A 26354-nucleotide genomic window follows, 5' to 3' on the forward strand; every position below is an offset into this window, starting at 1 on the left:
GGACGACCCATGTCTGACCGCACATCCTCCGCCCGCCCGCCCGCCGGCCTCGGCCCGGAACTGCCCCTTGTCCTGTCCGTGACCTCGGGCAAGGGCGGCGTCGGCAAAACCAACCTGTCCGTTAATCTGGCCTACTGCCTGTCCAAGATGGGCCGCAAGGTGGTGCTGCTCGACGCCGACCTGGGGCTGGCCAACGTGGACATCCTTTTGGGTCTGGCTCCCAAGATGAATTTGTTCCACCTCTTCCACGAAGGCGTGGAACTGCGCCAGGTCCTTTTGGAGACGCCCTTTGGCTTTTCCATCCTGCCGGCTTCCTCGGGCATAAGCGACATGCTGGCCCTGTCCACGGGACAAAAGCTCGATCTACTGGAGGCCATGGACTACCTTGAGGGCAAGATCAATTATTTGATTGTGGACACGGGCGCGGGAATCAATGATAATGTCATATATTTCAATCTGGCCGCCCGCGAGCGCCTGCTGGTACTGACCACCGAGCCGACCTCGCTGACCGACGCTTACGCGCTGATCAAGGTCATGCACTTAAACCACGACGTACACCGTTTCCGGGTCGTGGTGAACATGGCCCCGAGCGTCAAGGCGGCCAAGGCGGTTTTTGCCAAGCTTTACGCCGCCTGCGACCATTTTCTTTCGGGCATCTCCCTAGACTTCACGGGGTATGTGCCCGCCGATGCGGCCGTCAAGAACGCGGTGATCCGGCAAAAACCGTTTTGCCACTTGACCCCGGACTCGCCGGCCGCCAAAAAGGTCATGGATCTGGCCCATGTGATCGACTCCTGGGAAGTGGATGCCAAGCTCGATGGAAACATCAAATTCTTCTGGAAAAAGCTCCTCTTCCAGGAACAGCCCCTGGCTTAAGCTCGAGTCCGGGGCGTTTCGATGGGATGATTTTGATGCGCGCGATCGGCAGGAGATCGTGCGCCATTACTCGCCCAAGATCAAAATCGTGGCCAGTCGGCTGCGGGCCAAGCTGCCGCCGTCGGTGGAGCTAAACGAACTCATCAGCGCTGGGGCCATGGGCCTGCTGGAAGCGCTGGGCCGGTTTCGGCCCGAACTGGGCATCAAATTCGAGACCTATGCCGAGTCGCGCATCAAAGGGGCCATGCTCGACGATCTGCGCCGCATGGACTGGTTTTCCCGGGGCCAGCGCCAGCGGGTGCGCACCCTGGAAGAGGCCAGCCGGCGCATCGAAAACGATTCCGGCGGGCCGGCCAGTCTGGAACAACTGGCCGAAGCCACGGGGCTGACCGAGCGCGAAGTGTCCATGGGCCTGGAAGCGCTGCAAAACCAGCTGTGCCTGAGCCTTGACGCCATCACCGAGAACATCTCTTCCTACCAGAAGAACCAGCTCGAAAACGAGCCATATAAATCGGCGGAATTCAAGGAACTCGTCGATAAGCTGGCATCGCTTATCGATGATTTGACTCCCCGGGAAAAGCTGGTATTATCACTCTATTACGGTGAGGAATTGAACATGCGGGAGACTTCGGAAGTCATGGGCATCACCGAAGGCCGCGTCTCCCAACTGCATTCCCAGGCCCTGGCCCGGTTGCGGCAGAAGTTCAAGTCCCAGTACAACATTGAGCAGCATTGACGCTGTCCGGGGCACGCCGAGGCGGCCGCGTCCAGCCGGCCAAGAGCCGGAACAAGCGGATGTTCCAAGGCGACGAGTGAAGCGAGCGAGACAAGGAGACGAGCCATGGCCGCCAATAAGGAAATGCGCATTCTGGTCGTAGACGACTTCTCCACCATGCGCCGAATCATCAAAAACATCCTGCGCCAGTTGGGCTTCAACAACATCCTCGAGGCCGACGACGGCAGCACGGCCTGGGAAACGCTCAACAAGGACAAGATCGACTTCATCATCTCCGACTGGAACATGCCCAAGATGCCCGGCATCGAACTGTTGCGCAAGGTGCGGGGCAGCGAAGAGTTCGCCAACCTGCCCTTCCTCATGGTCACGGCCGAAGCCCAGCAGGAGAACATCATCGAGGCTGTCCAGGCCAAGGTGTCCAACTACATCGTCAAGCCCTTCACCGCCGAGACCCTCGGCCAGAAGATCGACAAGATATTCGACAAATAGCCTTTCCGGCCGACAAGGCGGCCGTCTGCTCCGGGCAGACGGCCGCCGCCTAAGGGCCGGGCTTCGGCCCGCGCCCATGCCCATCAAGGCCGTGCCGACGCCACAGGGCGTCCCCTTCCCGCCGTCCGGTTGACGAGGCCCGACCATGGTTGACGACGACAGCCTCGACGCCCCCATTAAAGCCAAACTGGACGACTCGGAACTCTCCGACGATCTCCCCAAGGCGTTGCAAAAGGTCGATCTCGACCTCGACGACGCCCCATTCCTCGAAGACGAACCCGAAGAGACACCGCCGCCCGCCGAAGAGACCGGACCGGGCGACGCCGCAGCCACGGAAGCGCCGGCCAAGCCCAAAAACAAGAAAAAGCTCTTGATCCTGATTGGGCTTGTCGTGCTGCTGCTGGGCGGCGGCGCGGCCGCCTATTTCCTGTTGCTCAAAAAACCGGCCGCTCCGCCTCCCCCGCCTCCAGTGGAAGCGCCCCACGAGGAGGAGCCGCCTCCCCCGCCGCCGCCTCCCCCGCCGCCGGAACCGCCCGCGCCCAAGCCGGAAATCGTCCTGACCATGGACCCTTTCCTGGTCGAACTGCCGGACAAGGCCGGTCGCAGCCGCTTTCTGTCCATCCGTTTCTCGGCGGCCACCACCGAACACGCCGCCGAGCTCGAATTCAAGCGCAACCGCATTGTGGTGCGCGACGCCGTGTATTATTATCTCAAAAACAAGAGCCTGGAGTTCTTGACGGACAAGAACAACACCGAGGCCCTCAAAAAGGACGTGCTGTCGGTCATCAACCAGTTCATCGGCCCCCAAGCCCTGGATAACCTGATTATCGAGGACTATCTGGTGAAATGAGATGCCCATCGATCTGACCACCGTCATTCAAGCCGTGCCCTATGTGCAAAACGTGGCCCACGCCGAACTGGTGAGTCCCGAGGCCCAGCTTGCGGCTTCCCAGGCCCTGACCCAGCAAGCCCTGGCCGAGCAGAACAAGCAGACCCAGCGCATTGAGAAGCAGGACGAAATGGATTCCGTGCGTGACGAGGAAAAACGGCGGGGGGCCGGCCAGCCGCGCCAGCGCCGGGCCAGGGCGGCCCAGCCCGAGCCGGACGAGGAAGCGACCCAGGCCAGCAACCCCACGCCCTTTGCCGGCCACATCATCAATATGAAGGTATAGCACAGGCTGCGGCGTGCGCATGGTCCCGGGAGCCGGCCGACCAGTGTGGGGCCGACGCCCAGGTCGGCCAGCCGACGCATCTTGCAGACAAGCGACTGTGATAGAGTTTTGTTTCAAACGTTTTGCCCCGGACCCCACCACCCATGAACGGCTATTCCACACTGGTCATCTTTCTCACGGTCAGCGAACTGGCCTTGCTGCTTCTGGTCGTGCTGTTTTTCTCGCGCCTGCGCCGGTCCGAAGAATTGCTGGCCCGGCTGCAAAAAAACCAGGACGCGCTGCTCAAAAAGCTCGACTTCAACGCCAAACTCGAACAGGAGCTGGTGGGAAGTTTCCAGCGCCGCCAAGCCGAGCTGGCCGATCTGGACCAGAAGCTGGAGGAGCGCAGCCGGCAGTTGGAAAAGCTTGTGCGCAAGGCCGAGGAATTCACCCGCTCCCCGGATTTCCTGCGCCAAGTCATCGTCAACGGCGCGCGCCGGGGCCAGTCGCCCCAGGCCCTGGCCAAGGCCACGGGGCTGTCCCTGGATGAAGTGGAATTGATTTTGACGCGCCAGGGCTAGGGCTTTAACTCCCGCCCCTTGAGCGGCGCGTTGTCATGCACCTTGGCGTCCTTGGGCGGGGTGAAGGCGAACAGGCTGTCTGACAGCTTGGGGTCGGCCACGATCTTGGCCAGCTTCAAATCGTTGGTGTTGGCGTAGAAATCCTGAATGTAGATCCGCACAATCATGTCGGTGGTGGTGTCCACCCAGACCTTGGCCATGACCAGGCCGGGCTCGGGTTCGCGAGGAACGAGCAGCAGCGCCGCTTCGCTTGGGCCAGCCTCGTCCTTGGCCGCCGAGACCACGAAATCCTCGGTCAGATTGGCCTTGCCGGTCAGAAACCGCAGCATGGTCTTGGAGTTGATGATCTCCTCCACGGCATAGCGGTAGGCTTCCTTGTCCTCCTCGAAATAATCCCACACGGCGTCCTTGCCGACAATGAGCAACTCCTTTTCGGGCTTCACCGTCTCCCAGCGCACCAGCGTCGGCTTTTTAAAGACAAAAGACCCCGAGCGTTGCTCGGTTTCGCCGCTGGCCGCATTGCGAATGGCCTGGCTGAACTCGGCGGAAAAGGCGGTCAGGGCCGCGTATTTCTTCTGGATACGCCCGGCCAGCTGGGCCGGGTCGGCGGTCTGGGCGGCTTGGGCCGTCTGGGCCAAGCCCAGGATCAAGGTGAGGACAAGGAGGACATGCCGCATGGCGTTGCTCGCTTTGCCGCCCGGACGGGCCTTGGCGGCGGATGCCCGGCCCGGGAGACGGGCTGAGGTCGCGTCTTGCGGACCGGGCGTGAATACGGGTTACGTGGGAGGACAATGCCGGGCGGCCAGCCGGGCGCGACCGGCCTAGCCGCTAATCCTTGGTTTTGATGACCGAACGGGGCTTGCTGCCTTCCTGGGGGCCAAGCAGGCCGTCGCGCTCCATCTGCTCGATGAACCGGGCGGCCCGGTTGAAGCCGATGCGGAAGCGCCGCTGAATGAGCGAAATGGAGGCCTTGCCCTGCTCCATGACGAAGTCCACGGCTTGGGGATAGACGGCGTCGGAGGTGACCTCATCGCCGCCTTCGCCGATAAAGTCCCCGCCCCCGCCGCCGTCGCCGCCCTTTTGCCATTCGGCGAAGTCGAGCTTATAGCTGGGCTTGGCCCGGCTCTTCCAGAACTCCACCACCGCTGCCGTCTCCTCGTCCGAGACAAAGGCCCCGTGCATGCGCACGGTCTTGCCGCCGCTGGGCTTGAACAGCATGTCGCCCCGGCCCAGCAGATATTCCGCGCCCACGGCGTCGAGGATGGTGCGCGAGTCGTGCTTGCTGGTCACCTGGAACGAAATGCGGGTGGGGAAGTTGGCCTTGATAAGCCCCGTGACCACGTCGACGCTGGGCCGCTGGGTGGCCAGGATGAGGTGGATGCCGGCGGCCCGGGCCAGCTGGGCCAGGCGCACGATGCTCACTTCCACTTCCTTGGCCGCCGTCATCATGAGATCGGCCAGCTCGTCGATGACGATGACGAGATAGGGCAGCGGTTCGAGGTCAATCAGCTCCGGGTCGCGGGCGTCGCCGAGTTTGGCGAGCTTTTCGTTGTAGCCGGCGATGTTGCGAACGCCGAGCAGCGCCATGGCCTCGTAGCGCCGGTCCATCTCGGCCACGGCCCAGTCCAGGGCCGACTTGGCCATGGCCGTCTCGGTGACCACCGGATGCACCAGATGGGGAAGGTCGTTGTAGACCGAAAGCTCGATGCGCTTGGGATCGACCAGGAGCAGCTTCACCTCGTCAGGTGTGGCCTTATAGAGGATGGAAAGCAGGATGCCGTTGATGCACACGCTCTTGCCGCTGCCGGTGGCGCCGGCCACGAGCAGATGCGGCATCCGGGCCAGATCGGCCACATGGGGCCGGCCCTGGATGTCCTTGCCGATAGCCAGGGTCAGGCGCGATTCCGAAGCCCGGAAGGCGTCGGCGTCCAGGATGTCGCGAAAATAGACGGTCTGGCGCTTGGCGTTGGGAATCTCGACGCCCACAGTGTCCTTGCCGGGAATCGGATCGATGCGCACGGCCAGGGCCTTCATGGCCAGGGCGAGATCCACGGACAGCCCGACGATGCGGCTTATCTTGACGCCCGGCGCCGGCTTGACCTCGAACATGGTGACCACGGGCCCCGGCGCCACCCGCATGACCTCGCCCTGGATGCCGAAGTCGTTGAGGCAGCTGATGAGGCTGGCGGCCTGGGAACGACAGATTTCCGGATCGACCGGCACGGCCTCGGCGGCCGACGGCACGGACAAAAGCGTCAGGGGCGGCAGCTCGTGGGCGGCCGAGGCGGCGGCCCGGCCGGCGCTCTTGGCCTGCTTGGCGGTCATGGCCGACGGCGGGGTCGTAGGCGCGAAAAGCGGCTCGGCCGGCTCGGAAGCCTTGGTCGGAGACGGGACCGGCGGCGCGGCCTGGGGCGCTTCCCGGGCCGGTTCGGCGACCGCTTTGGCCGCCTCTTTGGCGGGCGGCGCGCCGGTCACCTGCTCCACCACGGCGTCCAGGAACCGGTCCACGGCCTCCTCGGACGCGTCGTCGGGAGCCGGACTGGAAGCGGCCTTGGGCTTGGCCGGCTTTTCGATTTTGGCCGGTTTGGGCGGGCGCGCGGGCTTGTCGGCCGGGCCGGCTTCGGCGGCGGCCTCGGCCGCGGTCTCGCGGGCCATGGCCCGGCGCACGCGCCAGGCGTCCCAGGCGTCGCCCAGGCGGCCGAACTGTTCGCCCAGGGCGGCGGCCAGGGGCCGCCAGAAATTGTCGAGGGTCAGGCCGAAGGTCAGCTGCGCCCCGGCGATACAGCCGAAAAGGAGCAGCGAGACCACGCCAAAAACGCTCAGGTAGCGGTCGAGGAATCCGTAGAGCAAGGCTCCCAGCTGGCCCGAGCCATGAACCTGGCCGACAGTCGGGCTGCCGACGGGAGAGGCGAAAAAGACCAGCAGGACGACGGCGAAGATGGCCAGCCCCAGGCGGCGGCGCAGGGGCAAAGCCAAGCGTGGGGCCAGACCGCGCGCGCCAAGCCAAACCATGCCGATGGGAACCAGAAAGCCCCAGACGCCCAGGGTCTCGGCAAGCAGACCGCCCCAATAGGCCCCCACCAGCCCGGCCTTGTTGGCCACGCCGTGGCGGGCCGAGACGGACTGGTTGAAGCCCGGGTCGCCCGCATTGTAGGAATACAGGGCAACCGCCGTAAAGGCGGCCAGGAACAGCGCCCCCAGCCCCGCCAGTTCCCTGGTGAGGCGAAAGCTGCCGTCCCCGGCCTTGACGTCTTTATTCCCGGCCAATGTAGTCGCCCGAACGGGTGTCCACTTTGATCCTGTCGCCGATGTTCACAAAAAGCGGCACGTTGACGGTGATGCCGGTTTCGAGCTGGGCCGGCTTGGTGGCGCCGCTGACGGTGTCGCCCTTGACCCCGGGTTCGGTCTCGGCAACCTGGAGCACCACCGAAGCCGGCAGGTCGATGTCCAGGGGCTGGCCCTTGTAGAGGAGCATCTTCAGTTCCATGCCGTCCTTGAGGTAACCGCCCTTCTCGCCGAGCTGGGCCGCGCCGGCATGCATCTGCTCGTAGCTCTCCATGTCCATGAAGACGAAGTCCTCGGACTCGCGGTAGAGGTACTGCATGTCCTTGGATTCGAGGTCGGGCTTGACCATCTTCTCGCCCGAGCGAAACGTATTTTCCACCACGCGGCCGTTGATCATGTTCTTAAGCTTGGTGCGGATGAACGCGCCGCCCTTGCCGGGCTTGACGTGGAGGAAGTCCACGATTTCGTAGGGCACGCCATCCATTTCAATCTTGAGGCCGCGACGGAAGTCGGTCGTGGAAAGCATTGTATCTCCTTAGATATAATTGGGATTCTCGGTTATTTGTCGCCACAGGGCGACCACGGCCAGGGCGTAGCTGGTGACGCCAAAGCCGGCGATGCAGCCGATGCAGTTCTTGCCGATGAGGCTTTTGTGCCTAAGCGGCTCGTCGGTACGGGCGAAGATGTTGGAAATATGCACCTCGACGCAGGGGATGCCGATCCAGGCCAGGCAATCGGCCAGGGCCAGGCTGGTGTGGGTATAGGCCCCGGCGTTGAGCACAATGCCGTCCAGGCCGTCCTTCCAGGCCTGCTCCAGGCGGTCGATGCAATGCCCTTCGCTGTTGGCCTGATGGAATTGCAGCTCCAATCGCTCGGCTTGGGGACCCAGGATGTCGGCCACCAGTTGCGGCAGATCCTCGATGGTGCGGCTGCCGTAGATTTCCGGCTGGCGCTGGCCGATGAAACCAAGGTTGGGGCCGTTTAAAACCAGAATTTTGATTTTGCGCATGGTTTCTTCCTTTGGCTTGCCCGGACTCCCGGCCTTGACGGACGCTTCCTGGCCGGTCACAACCCAGCCATGAACGCCAATGACCGCATACAGACGGACCTGGGCCTGACGCTTTTGTCCACGGCCTACCTTTCCAACCAGCTGCCGACCCTGGACGCGCCCCAGATCGCCCTGGCCGGCCGGTCCAACGTCGGCAAATCCACGCTGATCAACTGCCTGGCCGGGCGCAAATCCCTGGCCAAGACCAGCGCCACCCCGGGCAAGACCCGCAGCCTCAACTTCTATATGGCCGAAACCCAGGGCTATTGCCTGGTGGATCTGCCCGGCTACGGCTACGCCCGCTGCTCCAAGGAGGAGCGGGACAAATGGGCCAAGCTCATCGAGGCCTATCTGGCCACCACCAAGACCCTGCGGGCCGTGACGGCGCTTATCGACTGCCGACTGCCGCCCCAGCGCCTGGACATGGAACTGGTTTCCTGGCTGCGCTCCCGGCGCATTCCGGTGCTGGTGGCCCTGACCAAGGCCGAAAAAGTGCCCCAGCGCGACCGGGAGGCCCGGAAAAAAGAGTGGCGGGAGCTCGCGCAACCCGCCTTCCCGCCCGTGGTGTTCTCCGGCAAAACCGGTCTTGGCCGGGAGGCGCTTTGCCGGGTGTTCGCCGAGGCCGCGCTTACGGCCGGGGCTCCTCCCGCTCCTTGAAAAAACCGCTTAAAAACGTGGCGTCCTTGGGGCTCAGGTTGAACTGCATGGCTGCGGCGTCAATGAGCGCGCCGACCGGCTTTCCGGTCAGTTGGCGTTGCTCGTCGATCCATGTGACGGCGCGCCGCAGCAGTTCGCCCTGGGGCATGATCGTGGCCATCTCGCCTCCTTGCTCGGGTCCAGTGCATACACGAGCCCGGGCCGGCTTGCAACTTGCCCGGCCTTTGGATAGACCCGGCCCCACATCTCGCCTTGAGGAGACACCCTTCCCATGACCGAATCCCTGGCCGCCGTGGTCCTCGGCATCGTCGAGGGCGCAACCGAATTTCTGCCCGTATCCTCCACCGGCCACCTGATTTTGGTCGGCCACCTCATCGGGTTTACGGGCGAAAAAGCCGACAGTTTCGACGTCATCATCCAGCTCGGAGCCATTTTGGCCGTGGTGTGCCTGTATTGGCGGCGCTTCTGGTGGCTGGTGTCGCCCAAACCCCACCACGCTTTTTCCGGCATTCGCGGACTGTGGATGCTGTTTCTGACTTCGTTGCCGGCCGGACTCATTGGCCTTGTCGCCCGCAAATCCATCAAGGCCTATCTGTTCAATCCCTGGAGCGTGGCCCTGGCCCTTTCCGTGGGTGCGGTCATGATCTTTTTGGTGGAACAGCGAAAGACCCGCGACCGCTACTACAGCCTGGACGAGATGACGCCGGGCCTGGCCCTCGGCATCGGCTGCTTCCAGTGTCTGTCGCTATGGCCGGGATTTTCCCGCTCGGCGGCCACCATCATGGGCGGGATGCTGCTTGGAGCCAAGCGCAGCCTGGCCGCGGAATATTCGTTCATCGGCGCGGTGCCGCTCATGTTTGCAGCCACGCTGTACGATTTCTACAAGAGCGCCCATCTCTTTTCCGCCGACGACCTGGGCGTGCTCGGCATCGGCTTCGTGGTGTCCTTTGTTTCGGCCCTTATCGCGGTGAAGGCGTTTATCGTGCTGGTCCAGCGAATTACGCTGCGCCCTTTTGCCTGGTACCGGCTGGCGTTGGCGGCGGCGGTGTTTTTTTTCTGGCCGAAATGAGCCGGACCGCAAAAAAACGCTTGCCAAGCCACCCCGGTTCCGCTACATACCCGCTTCTGCGCTGCATGACGGTTTGGCGAGGTAGCTCAGATGGTTAGAGCATGCGGCTCATATCCGCAGTGTCGGGGGTTCAATTCCCTCCCTCGCTACCAATAGTTGAAGGGATCGGTCCTAAGTGTCCGGTCCCTTTTTTCTTTTCTGGGCACAGAGTTACCTCTATCCTCCAAGGACAGCCATCCCAAGGCCAGTGGTACAAAATGCTGGTCCAAACTCCTCCCGTCAGGGGATGTTATGGCTGTTTCCTCATACTTGGTTCAACGCGGATCATCCTTCCACTTCCGTGCCGTCGTCCCGTTAGACCTTCGCGCTCGTCTGGGCCGAACTGAGCTTAGGGTTTCCCTCGGGTCTGGACGGGTTCGGGACTCAAAAGATAAGGCGTTGTTCCTGGCTGCTTTCGTTCGACGCATGATGAGGGATATCCGAGGTGGAGCCATGGCAGAACTGACCAGTGAAGAAATCTCAACGATTGTAAGGGACGAATTTCGCCGAATCCTAGAAGAGGACAAGCGCAGCAGAAAACAGCTTCCGGGACAGTACACATTCGAGGTCCGCTGGGACTTGGGCGAAAAGCTAAAAGAGGACTGGCGTAGAACAGATGATGTTTGCCAATTGGACAAACTGAGTACGCAAGAGGCAGATAAGAAAGTTCGAAATATGCTCTATAACGAAGAATGGGCAGAGTTTGCGAAACCAGTAATCGAACTTGCCAAGCGACATGGATTTGACATAAGTTCCGACATCCCTACAACAAATGAGATGTGCTTCGAATACGCTCATGCTATGGTTGAGGTGCTTTCGGCGATACGCAAGAGGGAAAATGGACACACGGATTTTACGCCAGAAGTGTTCCTGGACGATCAACCCAAACCTGAACAACAGAATCCAAACGGCTTACTACAAGCAAAGGACGACAGGAAGCTATCAACACTGATACGTGAGTACAGCGACGAGAAGAAGCGCCACGGCTGGACTGAGAGGTCAGAGCGCACCATAATGGAGCGCCTTAACTCTCTTACAGAACTTATGGGAGATGTTGAGCTAGAAAAGGTAGACCATGATTTTGCGTTCAAGTTTCGAAAACTGTTGATGGACAAGCCCAAAAAGCGCCAGTCAAAACAAGCAAAAGCGTCAGGAATAACAGAAGCTATTGCCGTTGGGACGGTAAACAACATTATTACAGACATAGCAGCAATGTTTAAGTGGGCAAAAAAAAGAAGATGGATAACAGATAACTACTTTGAAGAAATGACCGTGAGCGATAAGACGCCAGCACACTTAAAGAAGCAGTCCTTCACCAAGGAAGAACTCTCAACTGTATTCGGGAGTAACTTTTTGCCTGCCTGCAAGAACATCCCGTGGCGCTTTTGGATTCCTGTTCTTGGACTTTTTACCGGAGCGCGCCTTGATGAAATTGCACAAGCCAAGGTTGATGACGTGCGGGAAATAGACGGGATATGGTGTCTCGTTGTGGAATCATCTGAAGACAAGTCAGTGAAGACTGCAAGTGGAAACAGAAACATTCCCTTACATCCATTCATTGTCCATGGACTACGGTTCTTATCATTCGTCAACCAACAGCGAGCAAACGGTGAAACGGAATTGTTCCCCGGACTTAAGCGTGTCCAAGGCCGGAAAGGTCACTACGCAAGCAAGTGGTTCGGAGAATACAGAGACAAGCTGAACATACCAAAGACGAAGACACTACACAGCTTGCGAAAGAACTTTACAAAAAACCTCGCAATACATGACGTTCCAGCAAACATGATCAAGCGCCTTGACGGACACAGCCTATCTAATGACGTCACGGAACATCACTACATACAAGACATCCCCGTCTACAAACTGGCTGAGTACATAAAAAAACTTAACTACGGACTTGATTTATCACACTTAGAAGGATCTAAATTTGTTGTCGGCTTGTGAATTACATGCCTGCCGAGGAGGTTCCCGCCTATAGGACATACGGCCGAGCAACGGACCAGTTCGCATCATAGGGAGCCGGCAGTGGGTGGGTATACGGGTGGGTGGGGGCAGTGATAAGCATGCTTAGATGAGACTCATTCTCAGCAGGGGTCCCACTAGGTCAGATCGTTTCATTTGCAACTACACAGCCAGGTGAAAGGAAAAGGCCGACGCTCAGTTTCAGTGAGTGCCGGCCTGTATCGTTTCAGGGAGTTGTTCCCTGGTTGTCTCGTGGGTCACTAATCCTTCGATGCCCTGACCCTGGACATCAACAGCGAAACATTCGGCCCGGTCCAAGGCTTCCCCGTGGCTGTTTTGTGTCCCCTGGCATTTAGGAAACCGGCCACCTCATTCCAGGGTCTGCGCTTGCCGGCCTTATTCAGCCTGCGGAGCATACCAATCTCTGCGATGATACCAGGGTTCAGTTCTTGTGTGGACTTCCTTCCCTCACACTTCCCCTGTCTCGCCTTAACCCTTCGCCTTGCTGCCCGCAACTTTAGTACCAACATCTGCTTATCGTACTCTGCGATTGCACCCAACACTTGACGTACAAGCTTGCGCGTCGGATCATTGCTCAACAGGTCTGCTCCTTCGACGGCGGATATCAATTCAACTCCATGCTGTTGGAAGTCCCTTATGATTCCTTCCTGCACCATAAGATCACGTGCAAGACGATCAAGCTTTTCGATGATGACGGTCCTCACGCCATGCCCGTTCTGCTCCAAGCTGACCATCATCTCTGCCAGGGCTGGACGATCTTCCACGGTCCCGCTTACGCCTCCGTCCATGAAGACCTCGACCACTTCCAGCCCATGAGCCTTGGCGTATTCTCGGATCGCAAGCTCCTGGCGCTCTGGTCCGTCACCGTCCACCTGACCCTTACCGCTCACGCGAACGTACCCAAAAGCCCGGTTCATGTGCCACCTCCAATTCAGCCTGGATGTAGACAACATAAGGGCTAGCTGGTCACCAGTCAATCATATTCTGTAGAAATTGTCTGACAGAAAAACCGATCCTTCCCATATCCCAGGCCTGCCAGCAAGGATCACAGGAGCGGACCTTAACAAAGAGGATATCCGACCACTGAACTGTGAAATAAGGGCGTGAGTCAACCAGGGAGCACCCAAGGTCATGGTGCTTCAAAGATCGTGGCGGGAGCACAACCGAGAAGGGCCTTATCATACTCGCGCCGAAGCCTTTCTCTATCTCCGTGCGTGCTCTGCTCCAGCACGTACTCGAAGCTGCTCCTTGATGTTCCAAACACTTCCCATGGCCTGCACTCTTCATACTGGTCGGTGGTCATCCAGAACAGACGGTACACAACATCTACAGGGCTTTGGTTCATGACTACCTCTGCATCGCAATAATATGCCCCACCATGGGGAGGCACGATGGGGCACAGGCGGGAGTGAGCCTTCTAAGAAGAGGGGACACACAGGGCTAGGACTTAAACGATTTCTTCCGCTCCCATAAGCGCATCTCCTCCATCTTCTTGCGTCGTTCACGCTGCAAGGACTTGGCAACCAACGGAGCACCCTTCTTGAAACCGTACTTGGCTCGGTATTCCTCCGGGGTCAGGTTGTGCGCCACCAAGTGCTTCTTCGTGAGGACCTTGAAGACCTTGCCGCATTCAAGACAAGTGACAGAGCGGTCCTTGACCGAGTCCTTCGGGTTCATGATTACGGCGGCCTCTTGCGCGTCCGGCTCTCCCTGGCTGGACATCACAAACGATATCCCACCGGATACAGACTGGATCATGCTAACGATCTCGGCTTCAGTCATCGCGCGAGTTTTGGCCTGTGCTGTGACGATCTCTATGGCTGATTTCAGACTATCTTCCATGTGTCCTCCTGGTTATTCCATCAACATTTACAACACAAATTTTGCTGATGCAAGAACTAATCAAGACACAACTACCAACAGGCCTACCACCAAGACCTTAAAATCGTCAGAACGAAGAGCCAGCACCATACGGGAACAGTCCATCAGCCTGCCCGGAATAATCACAAGCACTGAAAACAATGCGGCGTGATATCCCCTCTATTCCTGTCTGGATATCATTGGCTCGGCATCCACTGAACCCCTCAGCATTCGGGAGGGTCAGACCGTGTTCTACCTAGCTTACCAGCCGAAACAATAAATATTCGCAGGTTCCCCAAGAACTGCGGCGGGAAACACCAGGGATCTTGTAAGTACTGTATTGGAGCCGTGTTCTGGGGAACAAGACCGCCGATAGGCGGGCATCTTCTTGTCGGCGTTACAGGCAAAAACCTGTCACACGTGTCACAAACCCTCAGAACCGGCATAAACAGTATATTCTAACTGTGCATAGCTGTCACAACTCCAGTAACAACCACAGTCACAAGTAACAAAAAAGGAAGAGGGCATCCTAAGCAGAGTTCATGACTTTGTGACTCCACTTTGGGCACCCTCTCCCTGGAGTTGTCACAATACAAACCTAATGTTCATGCAGCTTTATCACCACTTGTGACTTCGTGACTGGAATTACCTGTTGGTCCTGCGTATAATCCACGTCCTACACGACTCAACTCTCCGTCATTAACCATTCTGCATAAAGTCTGACGGATAGAGTCTTCTGGCTTCTTTAGCTTCAGCGACAACTCTTTGCACTTCATTGGAGATCCACTTTCAACCAATAAGTCTAGGATCTCTTGCCGCTCACGAGACACCTGAAGCAATTTTGAGTCATCACTGATTGACCACACCCCCCCAGACGATATTGTCATTGAAAGCTGCATTGCTTCAATGTCGCGACTCTGTGTGTATAGAACACCTCTCGGTTCGCTAGATTCTTTTTCAAGAATCCAGGCATTGTCTACAGTAGCAAATATGCCCGTCGATCCTAAGATGTTATCAAACCTATCGCCGTCCCCCGCTTGCTGCTTCCTCGTGTGATGTACGACCAAAATAGCAACCCCATGATCATCAGCGATTGCCTTCAATCGCGAAAGTGACTTCACCTCCCTAGCATATCCTCCATCGTTCTGTTTATGTCCTGCATCTTGCTCGTCCATCCGAAACTTGCCTAGAGTATCGATAACTACAAGTTTTACGGATGGCTTCGATTTCAGAAAGTCCCGCAGATCGCTCTCTTTGGTCCCGCCCGTTAATGGCGAAGATTTAGGGGGAGAAGTGCAGATATGCAGGCCTGCAGGAATTACATCATCCTCGCCAAACATTCCACGGACTCTGTTTTGAAGTCTGCGTTCACCGTCTTCCAGGGATAGAAAAAGGACGTCTGCCTGTTGTACAGAGATTTTCCCCAAAACAATCCCGCCAGCAGCAACGCCACAGGCTAATGATAAGGCTAGGAATGACTTACAAGTCTTCGGTCTACCAGCCAGGATAGTTAGGCCTACTGGCAATAGGTCAGGGATAACGAACTGTTGCTGTGGAAATGTTTTGGACATCAGATCTCTCGCTGTGACAGTAAGTAGCACTTTTCATCCTCCGCTCCTCTAGCAGTAGTATTCATCCCGCCCGATTAGCTGGAGGAGTAGCAGCGCATCAGTGGTGGCCAAACCGAGATGTCGGGCGGGAGTGGAGAGCAGACCAGTATAATGCAGCAGAAGACTGCTATCAAGATGTCGTACTGTAAAAAGTAACTAGAGAACTAGGAGACATATCCTTCAGATAACATCCACAATTCGTCTGGTGAGTTAGCAGGATTCGTCAAGTTGTCTTTTTTTGTTCGTGGTCCTTTTTATCGGACCACGACCGCCCTTTTATAGCTCCACGGTTCCGACCATTTTCAAGGGCGCATTAGGCATCCCAACAGCAACAGTCAGTACGCCATGTCCTAATGGATATCCTGTGAAAATAGCCAGTTAACAGGGTGCACTTGAGAACCCGTCAGAATTGACGTTTCCGATATTCTGGCGGACTGACAGACTGATTTTCCCACAATGTCTCCAAAAACGGCCTCCCTGGACTCCTGGAACTCTGCAAAAACATACGTTTTCACAGAAGCGACTTTTACAAGCTGACCTAGAGTTCATCTTCAACAGTTGAATTAAAAAACTCTTACAAAACCATAGAGGATTTTTACAAGGAGACACACGCATTGGCAAAGTTTTCCAGACGATCTGATGACCATCATGGGACAGACCATATCCACCAACGAAAAGGGTCTCGTGAGCCTGACCGATCTGTGGAAAGCGGGTGGAGGCGAAGACCGTAACCGCCCGAAAGAGTGGTTATCGTTCAAGGGCAATCAGGAGTTTATTCAGGAGCTTGCAAAAGGGGGGAATCCCACCCTTTTCGTTCAGGTGAAACCCGGACGCAATGGCGGAACTTTCGCTCACTGGCAGATCGCTCTTGCCTACGCGAAGTACCTGTCCCCGAAGCTCCACATGGCCGTCAACGACATTTACATGCGTTACAAGATGGCCGACCCGAAGCTGGCCGTGGAAGTGGCAGGGTGACCTGGGGCTTGTCAGTGGTTCAGGCCGGTGGTACACACATCATCGTAAACAGAGGCACTTTGGCTGCTCCTTGGAAATAAAAGCGAACGATTTCATGCTTTTGAATGTTCGCCCGGCCGATTCCCTCCCTCGCTACCAATAGTTGATAGGCCCCAGGCGAAAGTCCGGGGCCTTATTTTTTGCGATATTCCCGCCCCTTGGCCTGCTCCCGGAGCCGGCAAGACACAAAGCCGTTGCGCAAAATCACCGCACCGGAGTATTGCTGGAGAAACTCCCAGGAGGGACTCCATGAAACGCGTTACGCCACTTGCCGCCGGCCTGCTCTTTTGCCTGCTGGCCCTGGCGACCGTCTGTCAGGCCGGCGCTTCCGATCCGCTGTTCATTAACCTGACCAGCGACGACGGCCACCGTTCGCTCATGGCCATCAGCTTTGGCCAAAACCAGTTGCAGCGGGGCCACCCCCTGACCGTCTATCTCAATGACAAAGCGGTGCGTATCGCCAGCAAGAAGCACGGCGAGGCTTTTGCCGAGCAGCAGGCGCTGCTCCAGCAGATCGTGGCCAAGGGCGGCACGGTGCTGGTTTGCCCCATGTGCAGCCAGAAATACGGCGTAGCGGAGAGCGACTTCCTTGACGGCGTAAAACTCACCAACCCGGACACGACCGGCGCGGCGCTGTTTACGGACAATACCCGGACGCTCTCCTGGTAACTCGCGGCGGGCGCAGAGACGCTTTTCAGCCGGGCTCCATTCCCCGGCCGCTCCTGTCGCCCGCCCCAATGAGAACGCCAAGATTTTCGGACATCTATTATTATAAATTCACGATTCTCAACAGCCCCACACGACGAGAACCGAAGGGTCAGCCGCCAACCGGCAGGCGTTCGCCAAGTCCGCCGCTCAGCCCTGAACCTTCATTGATGCCGGCGCTCCCCGTGGTACCAGCCGCAGCGCCTTTCTGTTCTTCTTTCATCAATTGGGCGTTGAGCGTTACCAACGTCGCTGTGAGTTGGTTTATTTCAGACGTGATGATTTTTACTTCAGGATCTTGCGAGCCTTCGGAAGCCTCGGCCTGGGCGGCATCTCTTTCATCAGTGTTTGCCTCCGATTCAGGTGCGACCGCCTTCTCTTCGCCATCACTTGAGTTCTTTTTCTTTGCCGTCGCAGCAGCCAAGCGCGAATTTGCTTTGTCGAGCTGTTCTTTCACTTTTTGTATCTGTTTCAATAACATCTCGCGGGTACTCGTCGTTTCTTCCTCTTTTGTTTCTTCTTCTGTTCCCTGCGCCTGGCTTGAAACGGCGCTGCCAGATGTCGTTTCGGCAGATTGCTGCTGCTTTTGACGAGCTGCTTCGGAAATTTCAACCGTGTCGGTGTTTCTTGACGTTTCGCTGTCCGTTTGCCCCACCGTGGCGACAGCGCTCTGGGAAACCGTTGTCTGCGATAACTTCCTGGAATCTTGATAGGCTTTTATCGAATCGCTCGTCATTGCCCCTGTTCCATTAAGAAGAATGTCCATGTCTCCTCCGGTAGGAAAACGGTCGGCAGCATGGTTACAGGCTCACTCGCTCTTTTCTATCGGCAAGAAATAGGATTTCTTAAGTTCATAACGAATACGCTTTGACAGCGTGCAATGTTAGACTAGTAACCCCTCCAGGCCCGGGGCGACCTTACCGGGCAGGAATTCGATGACCTCGTAGCTGGCTGCGCCGGCCTTGGCAAAGGGATCTCCGGCCAGGATCGCCTCCAAGGCTTCCCGGCTGGCCGCCCGGGCCAGGATAACCCCGCCCGTGCGCGGCAGTTGACGGCCTGAGGCCAAAAACACGCCCCGGGCATAGTTTTCATCCAGATAGAGCCTGTGGGCATCGAGCAGCCCGTCAATAACCTCAAGGGGCTGGCAATAGCGCAGCAGTACGACGAACATGGCGGCCTCCTTTTCCTTTGGGGACAAATCCTATAAGAAATTCGAGGCCTGTCCGGCAAGGGAGACAGACCAGCCAAGCCCCAAGGAGGCTCCGCCATGGAAGACAGCGATATCGACGACATCGCCGCCCTGCTCGACGGACTTAAACTCGGCGCTGCCCTGGGCTGGGAAGAAGTGCGCCGGATCGCCGGCTACATGCAGGTCAAGAGCTTCCCGGCCGGCACGACGATCATTCAGGAAGGCCGCAAGGCCACTTCTCTGGCGTTCATTGAGAAAGGCGTGGTCACCATCCAAAAGGAAGAGGCCGGGGGCTGCGAACGCCACATCATTGACCTGACCCGCGACGCCGTCATCGGCGAAATCGCCTTTTTCGACAGCGAACCCCGCTCGGCCACGGTGGTGGCCAAGACCGACGTGCGCCTGCTCATCCTCACCCGGGAGCGTTTTGACGAACTGGCCGCAATCGAACCACAGCTGGCCATCAAGACGCTTTTTTACATTGGCCGGGTGTTGAGCCGCCGGCTGCGCCAGGTAACGGGCCGCTTCGTGGGCCTGCTGGCCTAAGACCGAATCGCTCACGGCCAAGGCCGACAAGAGCGCAAAAGGCGTCTGCCCCGACCGGAAGCAGACGCCTTTTGCGTTCAGAGATGGCGGAGGACAGCTGCCTAGGCTGGCAGCGCGGCCTGGCCGGTCTCGAGGCCCGAAATGACGGTCTCCAGCTCCCGGGCCTGGCCGGCCAGAGCGGTGACAGCCCGGGCCGAGGCGGCCATGGCGTCGGATGTGCCGTGGGAGATACGGCTGATTTCCTCGGCGGTCTGGCGCATCTGCTCGGTGGTGGCCGACTGCTCTTCGGCGGCGGCTGCCATGGAGCGGATCTGGTCCGAGGTGCGCGAGACGATGCCGACGATCTCTTCCAGCATGACACCGGAGGCATGGGCCTTGTCCGTGCCGGCGGCGATGGCCCTGGTGGTCTCGTCGGTCTTGGCGCTGTTGCGGCGCACGCTTTGCTGCATGGTGGTAATAAAGCCGGCCACATCCTTGGTGGCGGTCATGGTTTTTTCGGCCAGCTTGCGGACCTCATCGGCCACCACGGCAAAGCCGCGGCCGGCGTCACCGGCCCGGGCCGCTTCGATGGCGGCATTGAGCGCCAGCAAGTTTGTCTGGTCGGCGATGTCGGCAATGACGCCCATGATTTTGCCAATGCCTTCGGCCTGGTCGCCAAGGTCATTCATGTCGCGGCGCAGTTCCTCGGCCAACTGGTTGACGTTGCCGATAACCGTGGCCACGTCGGAAACCATGCCGGCACCGGCGGTGGCCTTTTTCCGGGCGTCGTCGGCCAGGGCGGCGGCAGCGGCGGCGTTGCGGGCAACTTCAAGGACGGCGGTGTTCATGGCGTCCATGGCCAGGGCGGTTTCGCCGATGCGCTCCTTCTGCTCCACAGCCCCATGCTCCACCATGTCAACTTGATGGGCCAGGGCCTCGGTTTCCCCGGCCAGGGCGTCGGCGATGGCCTTGGCTTCCCGGGCCGTGGCCAGCATCCGGTCGCTCTGCTCCCGCATGAGGGCCTCGCTGCGGCGCAGATCAGTATAATCGGAATAAACGCAAAGTGACCCCATCATCTTGCCGTTGATGGCGTTATACAGCGGCGTGGCGTCGATGAGCACATTGCGGACATTGCCCTGGCGCGAAACCAGATCGACCTCCTTGCGGATGCCGCGCTTCTCGGCCATGCACAGGCCGAGTACGGTCTTGCGACCGGGATCGCCGTAAAAAAAGCCGGCCACGTTCTGGCCGTAATAATCTTCGGGACGGCCGGAGTGCTCGATAAGGCGCATGAGATCGTCGTTGGTCAGCCGCAGGTTCTCGGCCTCGTCCACCACCACGAATGGGGTGGCCATGCCGGCCACGATGCCTTGATAGTAGCCCAGGGAGTTCTCCAAATGGTGGACCATCTCGCGCAGCGACTGGCCGATAGCTTCAAACTCTTTGGGCAGCCCCGTACGCAAACTGGAGCCGAAATGGCCCTGGGCGATGGCCCCGGCATAGTCGACGAGGGCTTTTGCGCCGCTGGTCACGCCTCGGATAAGCCCGGTGATGAGGAGTAAAAGCAGGACCACCGAAAGCACGGCCATGCCGAGGAACATACGAAAGACCGTGGCCTCGCCTTCCTGAATGGCGTCGAGGTTGGCTTTGTTGGCCTCTCGCTGGATGGCGACGGCGTCCAGGATGATTTTTTTCAGCGCCCGCCACTGCGGCGTCTCCTCGGTATTGAGCAGTTGCACGGCCTTGGCCGGGTCGGTGGGGGCTATGTCCATGAGGCGTTTTTTCAGTTCATGGCTGGTCTCCCAACGGGGGCCGATCTGACGCAAGTCCTCGGCAATGCGGCCGGTGGCCAGGGCCGTCGCCGAAGCAAGCGCCTCGCGAAACTGCTTGTCGGCATTGGCGTAGTTGTCCCGGGCCGTTTTGTCGCTGGGATTGAGCAACACGTTTCTCGTGGCCTGCTCGGTCTGCAGCCCCTGAGCGTAAACGTCCTGAAGATGGTATAAAAGCGGTCCATCGACGGTGCTGACGTTTTTGAGGTAGCCAAGCATCCTGTCTTGCTGCATATACAGCAGCATAAGGGTCAAACTTGCCCCGATGACGCTGGCCACGCCAAGAGTCAACAGCAAGGATTTTAGGCTCAAGCGACTCATAATATCCTCCCGGGAGTCAGGCGATAACAGACGGCGCACACGGCTATGCGCACCCTGGGAGCGCCAGCCACTGCGACGAAAAGGTTTCATCAGTGTACCGCTGCCTATAACCTGACGACACCCCTTTTGCAACAAAACGATGTCGGGAAATTTCTCACAATATCCACAAAACTTCTCAAATCTAACACTTTGCGATTGTGAATTTGCGAACAAATAGCAACAGCAACTCTCTACTCGTCTCCACATTCACAACAAAACGATTCACAGAGAGCACCAACCACCATCAGTTTAAAGTCATAATGACACAGCATAGCACGAGGTAGAATCCGACAGATTATCAACATTACCTAACCAAGCCAAAGTCAATAATTAAACTTTATTATTTAAAAAAACCACAAAGCACTATACATATTCAACTCGCCAACCACCATCAATATTTTAATACTTTTGTTAAATTCATTCGCCTTGGTTGTGACTCCAGATCACAACATTATATCTTCAAAAAACTAAAAAATTTTACCCGTAACATAGCTTTCGCAACAAACGCAATTCATAAATTTTCCGTCAATCTGATGTCTTAATTCCACTTACACCTGGTAAAAATTGGTTTTCACCGTGGATTTATAGTCTCTATCGCCAACGACAAGATTGGCTCAGCGACAAAACACCTTCGATTTTCCTTTTTCAACCGCGAATTCTCGGAGAGACCAATCGTCAGGACGGCCTCGGAACAAGAGACAAGAGTTCGACGACCCAAAACCGGCAAATCTCGCCGATGGCAGTACGCCAGCGACGTGCACAATGACCCTAGGGCCCGACACCAAAAAGCCAGGATGTTTCAGACGTATTGCGGGTCTCAGGTGAACCGACCAACAGCCAAGCCCGCAGCATTTCGGAAATCAGACCGACGAACCCACGAAAAGGGCGGTCGCTCGGTCGGCAGGCGGCGCCACGCAACTGTCACGGCCTTGAACTGGCTTAAAAAAAAGCTTTTCCCGGGCGGCCGGCCGGGATAAAAGCAGGTCAAGGGGTTCTGGCCAGCCTGGACGCCTTGCCACCATGCCGCACATCAGTCGCCGGGGCTTGCCTGCGGCGGACTTAAGGAGATTTGCCCATGCGCCGTACACTCCCCCTGCTGCTTATTGCCCTGGCCCTGGCCGCCGGTTGCACCCGCCCGCCGTATGCCAAGCCGGGAGCCGAGCTGACCGCCGTGGAAGACGATTATACCGACTGCTACAGCAAGGCTTCGCTGGACGTGAACACGCCGCCGTTCCCGGACCGGCCGCTGACGGTGGTGGACCAAGACGCCGACGCCTGCATGAAGGAACGCGGCTACGTTTCCAAGATACGGCTCAACTAACATGGCATTCCCGGTGACAGGCCGCGCCCGGAGTCTCGGCGCGCTGTCCGGCTCGGGTTTTGTCGAATTCATCCAGAAGCTGTTCGCGGCTCGGGGAAGCGAGACTTCTCCCCCCTTGCGCTTTGGGGAAAATGCGTTATCTTGAAGTTTCGACGGGGGCGCCCTGGTTTCGACGGGGATAGTGAAGCCCTGGTTGCAGGTCGAGGTGCCGCGAGGCCTCGTAAAACACGCGGCAACTGGTTAACTGCCAACGATTACGACTACGCTCTGGCTGCTTAATGACAGCCAGCGTTCCATCAGCCGACGCCTGATACGCTGAACCGGGACGCCAAACCCCATCTGGCTGGCGCAAACCTTCGTCCGTTGAGGTGAGCGCGAGAACCAAAGACGGACTGGCCAGAGGCGGCCCGGCCGGAAGGCCTGCCCGAGGCGAGATTGTTTTCCGGTCTAAGCCTGTAGACGCCTGGAGTGGAGCATTCTCGGACGGGGGTTCGATTCCCCCCGCCTCCACCATCCACCCCCTCGACACCGTCCGTTACGGTTCAAAAAGTCAGAAATTTCAGCCAAGAAGCCGGTCCGCAAGGGCCGGCTTCCTGCGTTTTGGTCAATGCCCCAACCGCCATGGCCTCAGCGGCCGAGCGCTTGCGCAAAATACGGAGAGCTTCGTTGTGCGTTGTTCAACGAAAGCGCGCAGCAAGTTTTGGCAGTTCCCGAGGCGTGTGCGTTGACACCCCCCGCAGGCTTGGATAGCCCTCCCGAAACCCCGCGATTCCATGCTGGGCACAACACCACCGCAACAAGCCAACAACACCCATGATCGTCACCCGCTTCGCGCCAAGCCCCACTGGGCTGCTCCACCTGGGCCACGCTTATTCGGCCCTGGCCGCCCATGAAGCGGCCCGGAAGGCCGGAGGGCGGTTCTTGCTGCGCATCGAGGACATCGATCCCGGCCGCTGCAAGCCGGAATTCTCCTTGGCCCTGATGGAAGACCTCCGCTGGCTGGGGCTAACCTGGGAGGAACCGGTGCGCTTCCAGTCCCAACACATGGAGGACTACACGGCGGCCCTGGGCCGGTTACAGGCCATGGGCCTCGTCTATCCCTGCTTTTGCACCCGCAGCGAAATCCAGGCCCTGGCCGCGCCCCAGGAAAACGACGTGGAAGGGCCGGTCTATCCTGGCACATGCCGCGATCTCGCCGCGACCGCGCGCGCGGCCCTGGCGGCAGACCGTCCCTGCGTCTGGCGGCTCGACATGGCCCGAGCCTGTGTCCTGGCCGGCGACCTCGTCTGGCACGACGACGGACGGGGTGAAGTCCGGGCCGATCCGGCCCGCTTTGGCGACGTAGTCCTGGCCCGCAAGGACGTGCTCACGAGCTACCACTTGAGCGTCGTCGTGGACGACGCTCTGCAAGGCGTCAGTCTGGTCACGCGCGGCGAGGATCTGTTCGCGGCTACCGACGTCCACCGTCTGCTCCAGGCACTGCTCGGCCTACCCACCCCCCGCTATCGCCACCACACGCTTATGCGCGACGCCTCCGGTCGGCGTTACGCCAAGCGCGACAAGGCCCTCACCCTGCGCGCCCTGCGCCAATCCGGCAAAACGCCCCAGGACGTGCGGGACATTGTCGGCTTCGGCCAGCTCCCTGGTTGATCCGGCAACCCGCCAACACGCCGGCCTCAGCTCTCCCTTGCATTGTTCTTGCCGGGCACGCCCGGGGGCAACTGTTTATCCGGCCTCGCCCTTACTGCTGACGATGCCAAAGATGCAGCGCGGTCCGGCAACAAAGCCCTCTCATCCAAGAGCGTCCTGCCCAGGCGGTTTCGCGACAAGCTCAGCAATGCGAAATAACTTCGCCAAGCCGTTGAAGACGTTGCCACATATTGACAACATTGTGCACGGCAAGCATACCCTTAGGGCTACGCGAAACATAGGCACTCATCTTCCATGCCGCTCGGACCGACGCCATCCTGGCTGGTGGTCTCGGCCTGCCCTGCGAGAATTTGCATGCGACACCTTGCCCTTGTCCTGGTCCTCGTCTTGATGCCACTACCCGGTCTGGCCCTGGCGGCCAATGAACTTGGCTATGCCGTGCGCACCGGCGACTACAGGGCCGAAACCAACAGCCTAAACGGCTGGACCTACACCACGACCTTCGGCACGGCCTATACCCGCGTCAGCGACCCCACGTTCCAGGCCTTGTCCTATGATTCCAGCGGACGGGTGGCCTCCTATGTCATTGCCGGGGAAACCCGCTACGTCTATTACGGCGACGACACCGCGAGCCAGATCCGGGACAAGGCCGCTTCCGTGGCGTTGCAGCAAGCCGGCAACGGCTTCAATCTGCTGGCCAGCCAGCGAGCCATCGACCGCACTATCTTCGACCGGCTTTTCGCCACGCTCATCGCCACCCGCCTGGGAGCCAAAGGACTTGCCGCCGGCGACGACACGCCCGCTTCCATGGCGGTCTGGGCCGACGGCTCCTACACCATGCAGGGCAGCAGCCAGACCGGTTCCCAACATGCCTCCAACCAGTACATCGCCCTGGCCGGCCTGGACTACACCGTGTCCGACCGACTGACCCTGGGCTTTGGCGCGGGATTTAACCAGAACTTTACCGACTACCACGCCGGTAAAGCCTCCAGCCAGCGCGACGACTATTTCATCTTCAATCCCTATGCCGGGTTCACCCTCTGGGACAGGCTGTGTCTGGGTTTGCAGGCCGGTCTCAAGTACGGCCGCACCACGCTTTCGGGCAGCCAGTCCGGCGACTACCAGTCCCTGACCACCTCGGCCGGCGGCTTTCTGACCTATGCCTTCATCCGCGACCGGCTGATGTTCACCCCGGTGGTCGGCTACAGCTATTCGTATCGCAATCCTTACGCCGACGGCGTGGAGGCCACGGCCGTGGGCATGGCCAAGGCCGGCGGCCGGCTCACCTACCAGTTCGAGAAGGTGCTTCCCTACATTGATCTGGCCTACAACTACGACACCGTGGGCCAGATCGGCGGCCAACGCAGCGACATGCTGGCCACCGTCGGTCTGGATTTCATGCCGACCAACACCTTCAGCATCGGTCTGTTCGCCTCCAACACCTTTTTCCGGGGCAAGGAATACTGCACCACCTTCGACCTGAACCTGCGGTATACGTTCTGACGGCGCGACGGCCGCGACAACACGCCGGCCAAGGAGATTCCATGTCCCGGTTTGCTTGCCATGGCATCGATTTGCTTGCCACGATCTGTCTTACCCTGCTCCTGGCCTTATGTCTGGCCGACACGGCCCAGGCGGCCAAGGAGGCCGAGCCGGCCGGCGTCGTCTCGGCCATTGAGGATGCGGTCCAGGCCATCGCCGCCGACGGCACGAGCCGCGAGCTGGCCCTGGAATCCCCGGTCTTTGTCGGCGACGCCATCGTCACCAGCCCTACCGGCGCGGCCCGCATCAGCCTGCAAGATGGCACGATCCTGACCTTGCAGGCGGAGTCCCGTCTGGAAATCAAGGATTTCGCCTACAAAGGCCAGTCCAATGACGCCATGCGCCTGGCTGTCTCCTTCGTATCCGGCATATGCCGGCTCCTCAGCGGCCAGATCGTCAAGAAAAACCCTGATCGGTACGTGGTTGATTCCCCCTACGCCACCATCGGCATACGCGGCACCGAGATCGGCACGCGCATCCGGGGCAATGCCCAGCTCGTGGCCCTGCTCTCCGGCACGCCCATTAGCGTCACGGCCACGGACGGCCAGTCCCAGACCATCCCCCAGCCGGACTACGGCGTGGACCTGGGCCCCGGGAAGGCGCCTTCGGCTCCGCGCCCGCTGACCGAAGAGGAAAAAATGCTCTTCACCCGCCTCGTTTTCCGCCGCCAGATGGACAGCATGCGGCTGCAAATGCTGTTGCAATCCAGCCGGCCGGTCATGCGGCCGGGGCGGTTCTAATTCTAGCGGCAAGGCCGCTGTCGTTCCTGTCCTGCTCCAAGACGCACGAGCAAGGGGCCGGCCTCAAGGAGGTCGGCCCCTTGCTCGTGAAGACG

At 59.0% G+C, this 26354-nt stretch carries 27 protein-coding genes, 1 tRNA gene and 1 other RNA gene; 18 read left to right on the top strand and 11 right to left on the bottom strand.

Translation table 11 applies throughout. The features are described from left to right. Nucleotides 1-9 precede the first annotated feature (9 nt). The 6 genes from DMR_RS11415 to DMR_RS11440 all read left to right on the top strand — a co-directional run bounded on the left by DMR_RS11415 (nt 10) and on the right by DMR_RS11440 (nt 3833). The gene (locus tag DMR_RS11415; RefSeq protein ID WP_015861062.1) at nt 10-876 is read left to right on the top strand and encodes a MinD/ParA family protein; all 867 of its coding nucleotides are present in this window, start codon (nt 10-12) and stop codon (nt 874-876) included. Then, entirely contained in the window at nt 818-1612 is a 795-nt protein-coding gene (locus tag DMR_RS11420; protein ID WP_015861063.1) for a FliA/WhiG family RNA polymerase sigma factor, read from the top strand. The genes DMR_RS11415 and DMR_RS11420 overlap by 59 nt, the downstream gene beginning before the upstream one ends. Before the next feature lie 105 nt (nt 1613-1717). Next, a complete protein-coding gene (locus tag DMR_RS11425; RefSeq protein ID WP_006920023.1) occupies nt 1718-2101 on the top strand; it encodes a chemotaxis response regulator CheY in 384 nt (127 codons plus the stop codon). A 145-nt stretch (nt 2102-2246) separates the two neighbouring features. Next, a complete protein-coding gene (fliL, locus tag DMR_RS11430; protein ID WP_015861064.1) occupies nt 2247-2951 on the top strand; it encodes a flagellar basal body-associated FliL family protein in 705 nt (234 codons plus the stop codon). A gap of 1 nt (nt 2952) precedes the next feature. Further along, nucleotides 2953-3273, top strand: a complete 321-nt coding sequence (locus tag DMR_RS11435) for a hypothetical protein (protein ID WP_015861065.1) — start codon at nt 2953-2955, stop codon at nt 3271-3273. Nucleotides 3274-3416: 143 nt separating this feature from the next. Further along, nucleotides 3417-3833 (top strand): hypothetical protein, encoded by a 417-nt coding sequence (locus DMR_RS11440; protein ID WP_015861066.1) that lies wholly within the window; start codon nt 3417-3419, stop codon nt 3831-3833. Here the strand turns inward: DMR_RS11440 and DMR_RS11445 are convergent. From DMR_RS11445 to DMR_RS11460, 4 genes are all read right to left on the bottom strand, one after another. Beyond that, on the bottom strand, nt 3830-4510 hold the full coding sequence (locus DMR_RS11445) for a LolA family protein (RefSeq protein WP_015861067.1): 681 nt from the start codon (nt 4508-4510) through the stop codon (nt 3830-3832). The genes DMR_RS11440 and DMR_RS11445 overlap by 4 nt on opposite strands. A 151-nt stretch (nt 4511-4661) precedes the next feature. Continuing rightward, on the bottom strand, nt 4662-7100 hold the full coding sequence (locus DMR_RS11450) for a DNA translocase FtsK (RefSeq protein ID WP_015861068.1): 2439 nt from the start codon (nt 7098-7100) through the stop codon (nt 4662-4664). Then, nucleotides 7087-7644 carry an elongation factor P gene (gene efp, locus DMR_RS11455; protein ID WP_015861069.1) on the bottom strand — a complete coding sequence of 186 codons (558 nt, stop codon included), beginning with the start codon at nt 7642-7644 and terminating at the stop codon, nt 7087-7089. Before efp ends, DMR_RS11450 begins: the two co-directional genes overlap by 14 nt. 9 nt (nt 7645-7653) lie before the next feature. Beyond that, complete coding sequence (locus DMR_RS11460; RefSeq protein WP_015861070.1) at nt 7654-8127, bottom strand: type II 3-dehydroquinate dehydratase; 474 nt, start codon at nt 8125-8127, stop codon at nt 7654-7656. A gap of 69 nt (nt 8128-8196) precedes the next feature. Here DMR_RS11460 and yihA point away from each other — a divergent pair, with 69 nt between their 5' ends. Further along, the gene (gene yihA / locus DMR_RS11465; RefSeq protein WP_015861071.1) at nt 8197-8823 is read left to right on the top strand and encodes a ribosome biogenesis GTP-binding protein YihA/YsxC; all 627 of its coding nucleotides are present in this window, start codon (nt 8197-8199) and stop codon (nt 8821-8823) included. Here the strand turns inward: yihA and DMR_RS11470 are convergent. Continuing rightward, complete coding sequence (locus DMR_RS11470; RefSeq protein ID WP_015861072.1) at nt 8795-8983, bottom strand: hypothetical protein; 189 nt, start codon at nt 8981-8983, stop codon at nt 8795-8797. The two genes, yihA and DMR_RS11470, sit on opposite strands and share 29 nt — an antisense overlap. Nucleotides 8984-9094: 111 nt before the next feature. Between DMR_RS11470 and DMR_RS11475 the strand changes: the two genes are divergently transcribed. The 3 genes from DMR_RS11475 (at nt 9095) to DMR_RS11485 (ending at nt 11875) form a co-directional block, all read left to right on the top strand. Continuing rightward, nucleotides 9095-9892: an undecaprenyl-diphosphate phosphatase gene (locus DMR_RS11475; RefSeq protein WP_015861073.1), complete on the top strand. Its 798-nt coding sequence runs from the start codon at nt 9095-9097 to the stop codon at nt 9890-9892. 75 nt (nt 9893-9967) lie between these two features. Continuing rightward, nucleotides 9968-10044: transfer RNA gene (locus DMR_RS11480), tRNA-Met, on the top strand. A 139-nt stretch (nt 10045-10183) separates the two neighbouring features. Next, the gene (locus tag DMR_RS11485; RefSeq protein ID WP_015861074.1) at nt 10184-11875 is read left to right on the top strand and encodes a site-specific integrase; all 1692 of its coding nucleotides are present in this window, start codon (nt 10184-10186) and stop codon (nt 11873-11875) included. A 278-nt stretch (nt 11876-12153) separates the two neighbouring features. Here DMR_RS11485 and DMR_RS11490 read toward each other — a convergent pair whose 3' ends face one another. The 3 genes from DMR_RS11490 to DMR_RS23360 all read right to left on the bottom strand — a co-directional run bounded on the left by DMR_RS11490 (nt 12154) and on the right by DMR_RS23360 (nt 15375). Next, nucleotides 12154-12831: a recombinase family protein gene (locus DMR_RS11490; RefSeq protein WP_043600559.1), complete on the bottom strand. Its 678-nt coding sequence runs from the start codon at nt 12829-12831 to the stop codon at nt 12154-12156. 523 nt (nt 12832-13354) lie between these two features. Next, nucleotides 13355-13756 carry a MucR family transcriptional regulator gene (locus DMR_RS11495; protein WP_015861076.1) on the bottom strand — a complete coding sequence of 134 codons (402 nt, stop codon included), beginning with the start codon at nt 13754-13756 and terminating at the stop codon, nt 13355-13357. Nucleotides 13757-14379: 623 nt separating this feature from the next. Next, a complete protein-coding gene (locus tag DMR_RS23360; protein ID WP_015861077.1) occupies nt 14380-15375 on the bottom strand; it encodes an AAA family ATPase in 996 nt (331 codons plus the stop codon). Between the two features lie 648 nt (nt 15376-16023). On the opposite strand from DMR_RS23360, the gene DMR_RS11500 reads away from it, so the two are divergent. Together DMR_RS11500 and DMR_RS11505 are read left to right on the top strand one after the other, a co-directional pair. Beyond that, entirely contained in the window at nt 16024-16359 is a 336-nt protein-coding gene (locus DMR_RS11500; protein WP_015861079.1) for a KilA-N domain-containing protein, read from the top strand. Nucleotides 16360-16647: 288 nt separating this feature from the next. Next, entirely contained in the window at nt 16648-17067 is a 420-nt protein-coding gene (locus DMR_RS11505; protein ID WP_015861080.1) for a DsrE family protein, read from the top strand. Nucleotides 17068-17215: 148 nt separating this feature from the next. Here the strand turns inward: DMR_RS11505 and DMR_RS11510 are convergent, their stop codons facing one another. After that, on the bottom strand, nt 17216-17869 hold the full coding sequence (locus tag DMR_RS11510) for a hypothetical protein (protein WP_015861081.1): 654 nt from the start codon (nt 17867-17869) through the stop codon (nt 17216-17218). Nucleotides 17870-17986: 117 nt separating this feature from the next. Continuing rightward, nucleotides 17987-18274: a YciI family protein gene (locus tag DMR_RS11515; RefSeq protein WP_015861082.1), complete on the bottom strand. Its 288-nt coding sequence runs from the start codon at nt 18272-18274 to the stop codon at nt 17987-17989. 96 nt (nt 18275-18370) lie between these two features. Between DMR_RS11515 and DMR_RS11520 the strand changes: the two genes are divergently transcribed. Next, nucleotides 18371-18838 (top strand): Crp/Fnr family transcriptional regulator, encoded by a 468-nt coding sequence (locus tag DMR_RS11520; protein ID WP_015861083.1) that lies wholly within the window; start codon nt 18371-18373, stop codon nt 18836-18838. A gap of 101 nt (nt 18839-18939) precedes the next feature. On the opposite strand, the gene DMR_RS11525 is transcribed toward DMR_RS11520, so the two are convergent. Next, nucleotides 18940-20967 (bottom strand): methyl-accepting chemotaxis protein, encoded by a 2028-nt coding sequence (locus DMR_RS11525; RefSeq protein ID WP_043600562.1) that lies wholly within the window; start codon nt 20965-20967, stop codon nt 18940-18942. A gap of 1114 nt (nt 20968-22081) precedes the next feature. Between DMR_RS11525 and DMR_RS11530 the strand changes: the two genes are divergently transcribed. The 5 genes from DMR_RS11530 to DMR_RS11545 all read left to right on the top strand — a co-directional run bounded on the left by DMR_RS11530 (nt 22082) and on the right by DMR_RS11545 (nt 26259). After that, on the top strand, nt 22082-22327 hold the full coding sequence (locus DMR_RS11530) for a hypothetical protein (protein WP_015861085.1): 246 nt from the start codon (nt 22082-22084) through the stop codon (nt 22325-22327). Between the two features lie 154 nt (nt 22328-22481). Then, nucleotides 22482-22840, top strand: a transfer-messenger RNA (tmRNA) gene (gene ssrA, locus DMR_RS22780). A gap of 300 nt (nt 22841-23140) precedes the next feature. After that, nucleotides 23141-23977, top strand: a complete 837-nt coding sequence (gluQRS, locus tag DMR_RS11535) for a tRNA glutamyl-Q(34) synthetase GluQRS (protein WP_015861086.1) — start codon at nt 23141-23143, stop codon at nt 23975-23977. 354 nt (nt 23978-24331) lie between these two features. Further along, the gene (locus DMR_RS11540; RefSeq protein ID WP_148208414.1) at nt 24332-25480 is read left to right on the top strand and encodes an autotransporter outer membrane beta-barrel domain-containing protein; all 1149 of its coding nucleotides are present in this window, start codon (nt 24332-24334) and stop codon (nt 25478-25480) included. A gap of 41 nt (nt 25481-25521) precedes the next feature. Beyond that, nucleotides 25522-26259, top strand: a complete 738-nt coding sequence (locus DMR_RS11545) for a FecR family protein (RefSeq protein WP_015861088.1) — start codon at nt 25522-25524, stop codon at nt 26257-26259. The last annotated feature ends 95 nt before the right edge of the window (nt 26260-26354 follow it).

This window comes from Solidesulfovibrio magneticus RS-1, assembly GCF_000010665.1.
Taxonomy (GTDB): Bacteria; Desulfobacterota; Desulfovibrionia; order Desulfovibrionales; family Desulfovibrionaceae; genus Solidesulfovibrio; species Solidesulfovibrio magneticus.

What these genes read in the sequence shown, in the direction of transcription:
- DMR_RS11415 (WP_015861062.1), top strand. Translation starts at nt 10, where the DNA reads ATGTCTGACCGCACATCCTCCGCCCGCCCGCCCGCCGGCCTCGGCCCG.
- DMR_RS11420 (WP_015861063.1), top strand. Translation starts at nt 818, where the DNA reads ATGGAAACATCAAATTCTTCTGGAAAAAGCTCCTCTTCCAGGAACAGC.
- DMR_RS11425 (WP_006920023.1), top strand. Translation starts at nt 1,718, where the DNA reads ATGGCCGCCAATAAGGAAATGCGCATTCTGGTCGTAGACGACTTCTCC.
- fliL (WP_015861064.1), top strand. Translation starts at nt 2,247, where the DNA reads ATGGTTGACGACGACAGCCTCGACGCCCCCATTAAAGCCAAACTGGAC.
- DMR_RS11435 (WP_015861065.1), top strand. Translation starts at nt 2,953, where the DNA reads ATGCCCATCGATCTGACCACCGTCATTCAAGCCGTGCCCTATGTGCAA.
- DMR_RS11440 (WP_015861066.1), top strand. Translation starts at nt 3,417, where the DNA reads ATGAACGGCTATTCCACACTGGTCATCTTTCTCACGGTCAGCGAACTG.
- DMR_RS11445 (WP_015861067.1), bottom strand. Translation starts at nt 4,510, where the DNA reads ATGCGGCATGTCCTCCTTGTCCTCACCTTGATCCTGGGCTTGGCCCAG.
- efp (WP_015861069.1), bottom strand. Translation starts at nt 7,644, where the DNA reads ATGCTTTCCACGACCGACTTCCGTCGCGGCCTCAAGATTGAAATGGAT.
- DMR_RS11460 (WP_015861070.1), bottom strand. Translation starts at nt 8,127, where the DNA reads ATGCGCAAAATCAAAATTCTGGTTTTAAACGGCCCCAACCTTGGTTTC.
- yihA (WP_015861071.1), top strand. Translation starts at nt 8,197, where the DNA reads ATGAACGCCAATGACCGCATACAGACGGACCTGGGCCTGACGCTTTTG.
- DMR_RS11470 (WP_015861072.1), bottom strand. Translation starts at nt 8,983, where the DNA reads ATGGCCACGATCATGCCCCAGGGCGAACTGCTGCGGCGCGCCGTCACA.
- DMR_RS11475 (WP_015861073.1), top strand. Translation starts at nt 9,095, where the DNA reads ATGACCGAATCCCTGGCCGCCGTGGTCCTCGGCATCGTCGAGGGCGCA.
- DMR_RS11485 (WP_015861074.1), top strand. Translation starts at nt 10,184, where the DNA reads ATGGCTGTTTCCTCATACTTGGTTCAACGCGGATCATCCTTCCACTTC.
- DMR_RS11490 (WP_043600559.1), bottom strand. Translation starts at nt 12,831, where the DNA reads ATGAACCGGGCTTTTGGGTACGTTCGCGTGAGCGGTAAGGGTCAGGTG.
- DMR_RS11495 (WP_015861076.1), bottom strand. Translation starts at nt 13,756, where the DNA reads ATGGAAGATAGTCTGAAATCAGCCATAGAGATCGTCACAGCACAGGCC.
- DMR_RS11500 (WP_015861079.1), top strand. Translation starts at nt 16,024, where the DNA reads ATGACCATCATGGGACAGACCATATCCACCAACGAAAAGGGTCTCGTG.
- DMR_RS11505 (WP_015861080.1), top strand. Translation starts at nt 16,648, where the DNA reads ATGAAACGCGTTACGCCACTTGCCGCCGGCCTGCTCTTTTGCCTGCTG.
- DMR_RS11510 (WP_015861081.1), bottom strand. Translation starts at nt 17,869, where the DNA reads ATGGACATTCTTCTTAATGGAACAGGGGCAATGACGAGCGATTCGATA.
- DMR_RS11515 (WP_015861082.1), bottom strand. Translation starts at nt 18,274, where the DNA reads ATGTTCGTCGTACTGCTGCGCTATTGCCAGCCCCTTGAGGTTATTGAC.
- DMR_RS11520 (WP_015861083.1), top strand. Translation starts at nt 18,371, where the DNA reads ATGGAAGACAGCGATATCGACGACATCGCCGCCCTGCTCGACGGACTT.
- DMR_RS11525 (WP_043600562.1), bottom strand. Translation starts at nt 20,967, where the DNA reads ATGAGTCGCTTGAGCCTAAAATCCTTGCTGTTGACTCTTGGCGTGGCC.
- DMR_RS11530 (WP_015861085.1), top strand. Translation starts at nt 22,082, where the DNA reads ATGCGCCGTACACTCCCCCTGCTGCTTATTGCCCTGGCCCTGGCCGCC.
- gluQRS (WP_015861086.1), top strand. Translation starts at nt 23,141, where the DNA reads ATGATCGTCACCCGCTTCGCGCCAAGCCCCACTGGGCTGCTCCACCTG.
- DMR_RS11540 (WP_148208414.1), top strand. Translation starts at nt 24,332, where the DNA reads ATGCGACACCTTGCCCTTGTCCTGGTCCTCGTCTTGATGCCACTACCC.
- DMR_RS11545 (WP_015861088.1), top strand. Translation starts at nt 25,522, where the DNA reads ATGTCCCGGTTTGCTTGCCATGGCATCGATTTGCTTGCCACGATCTGT.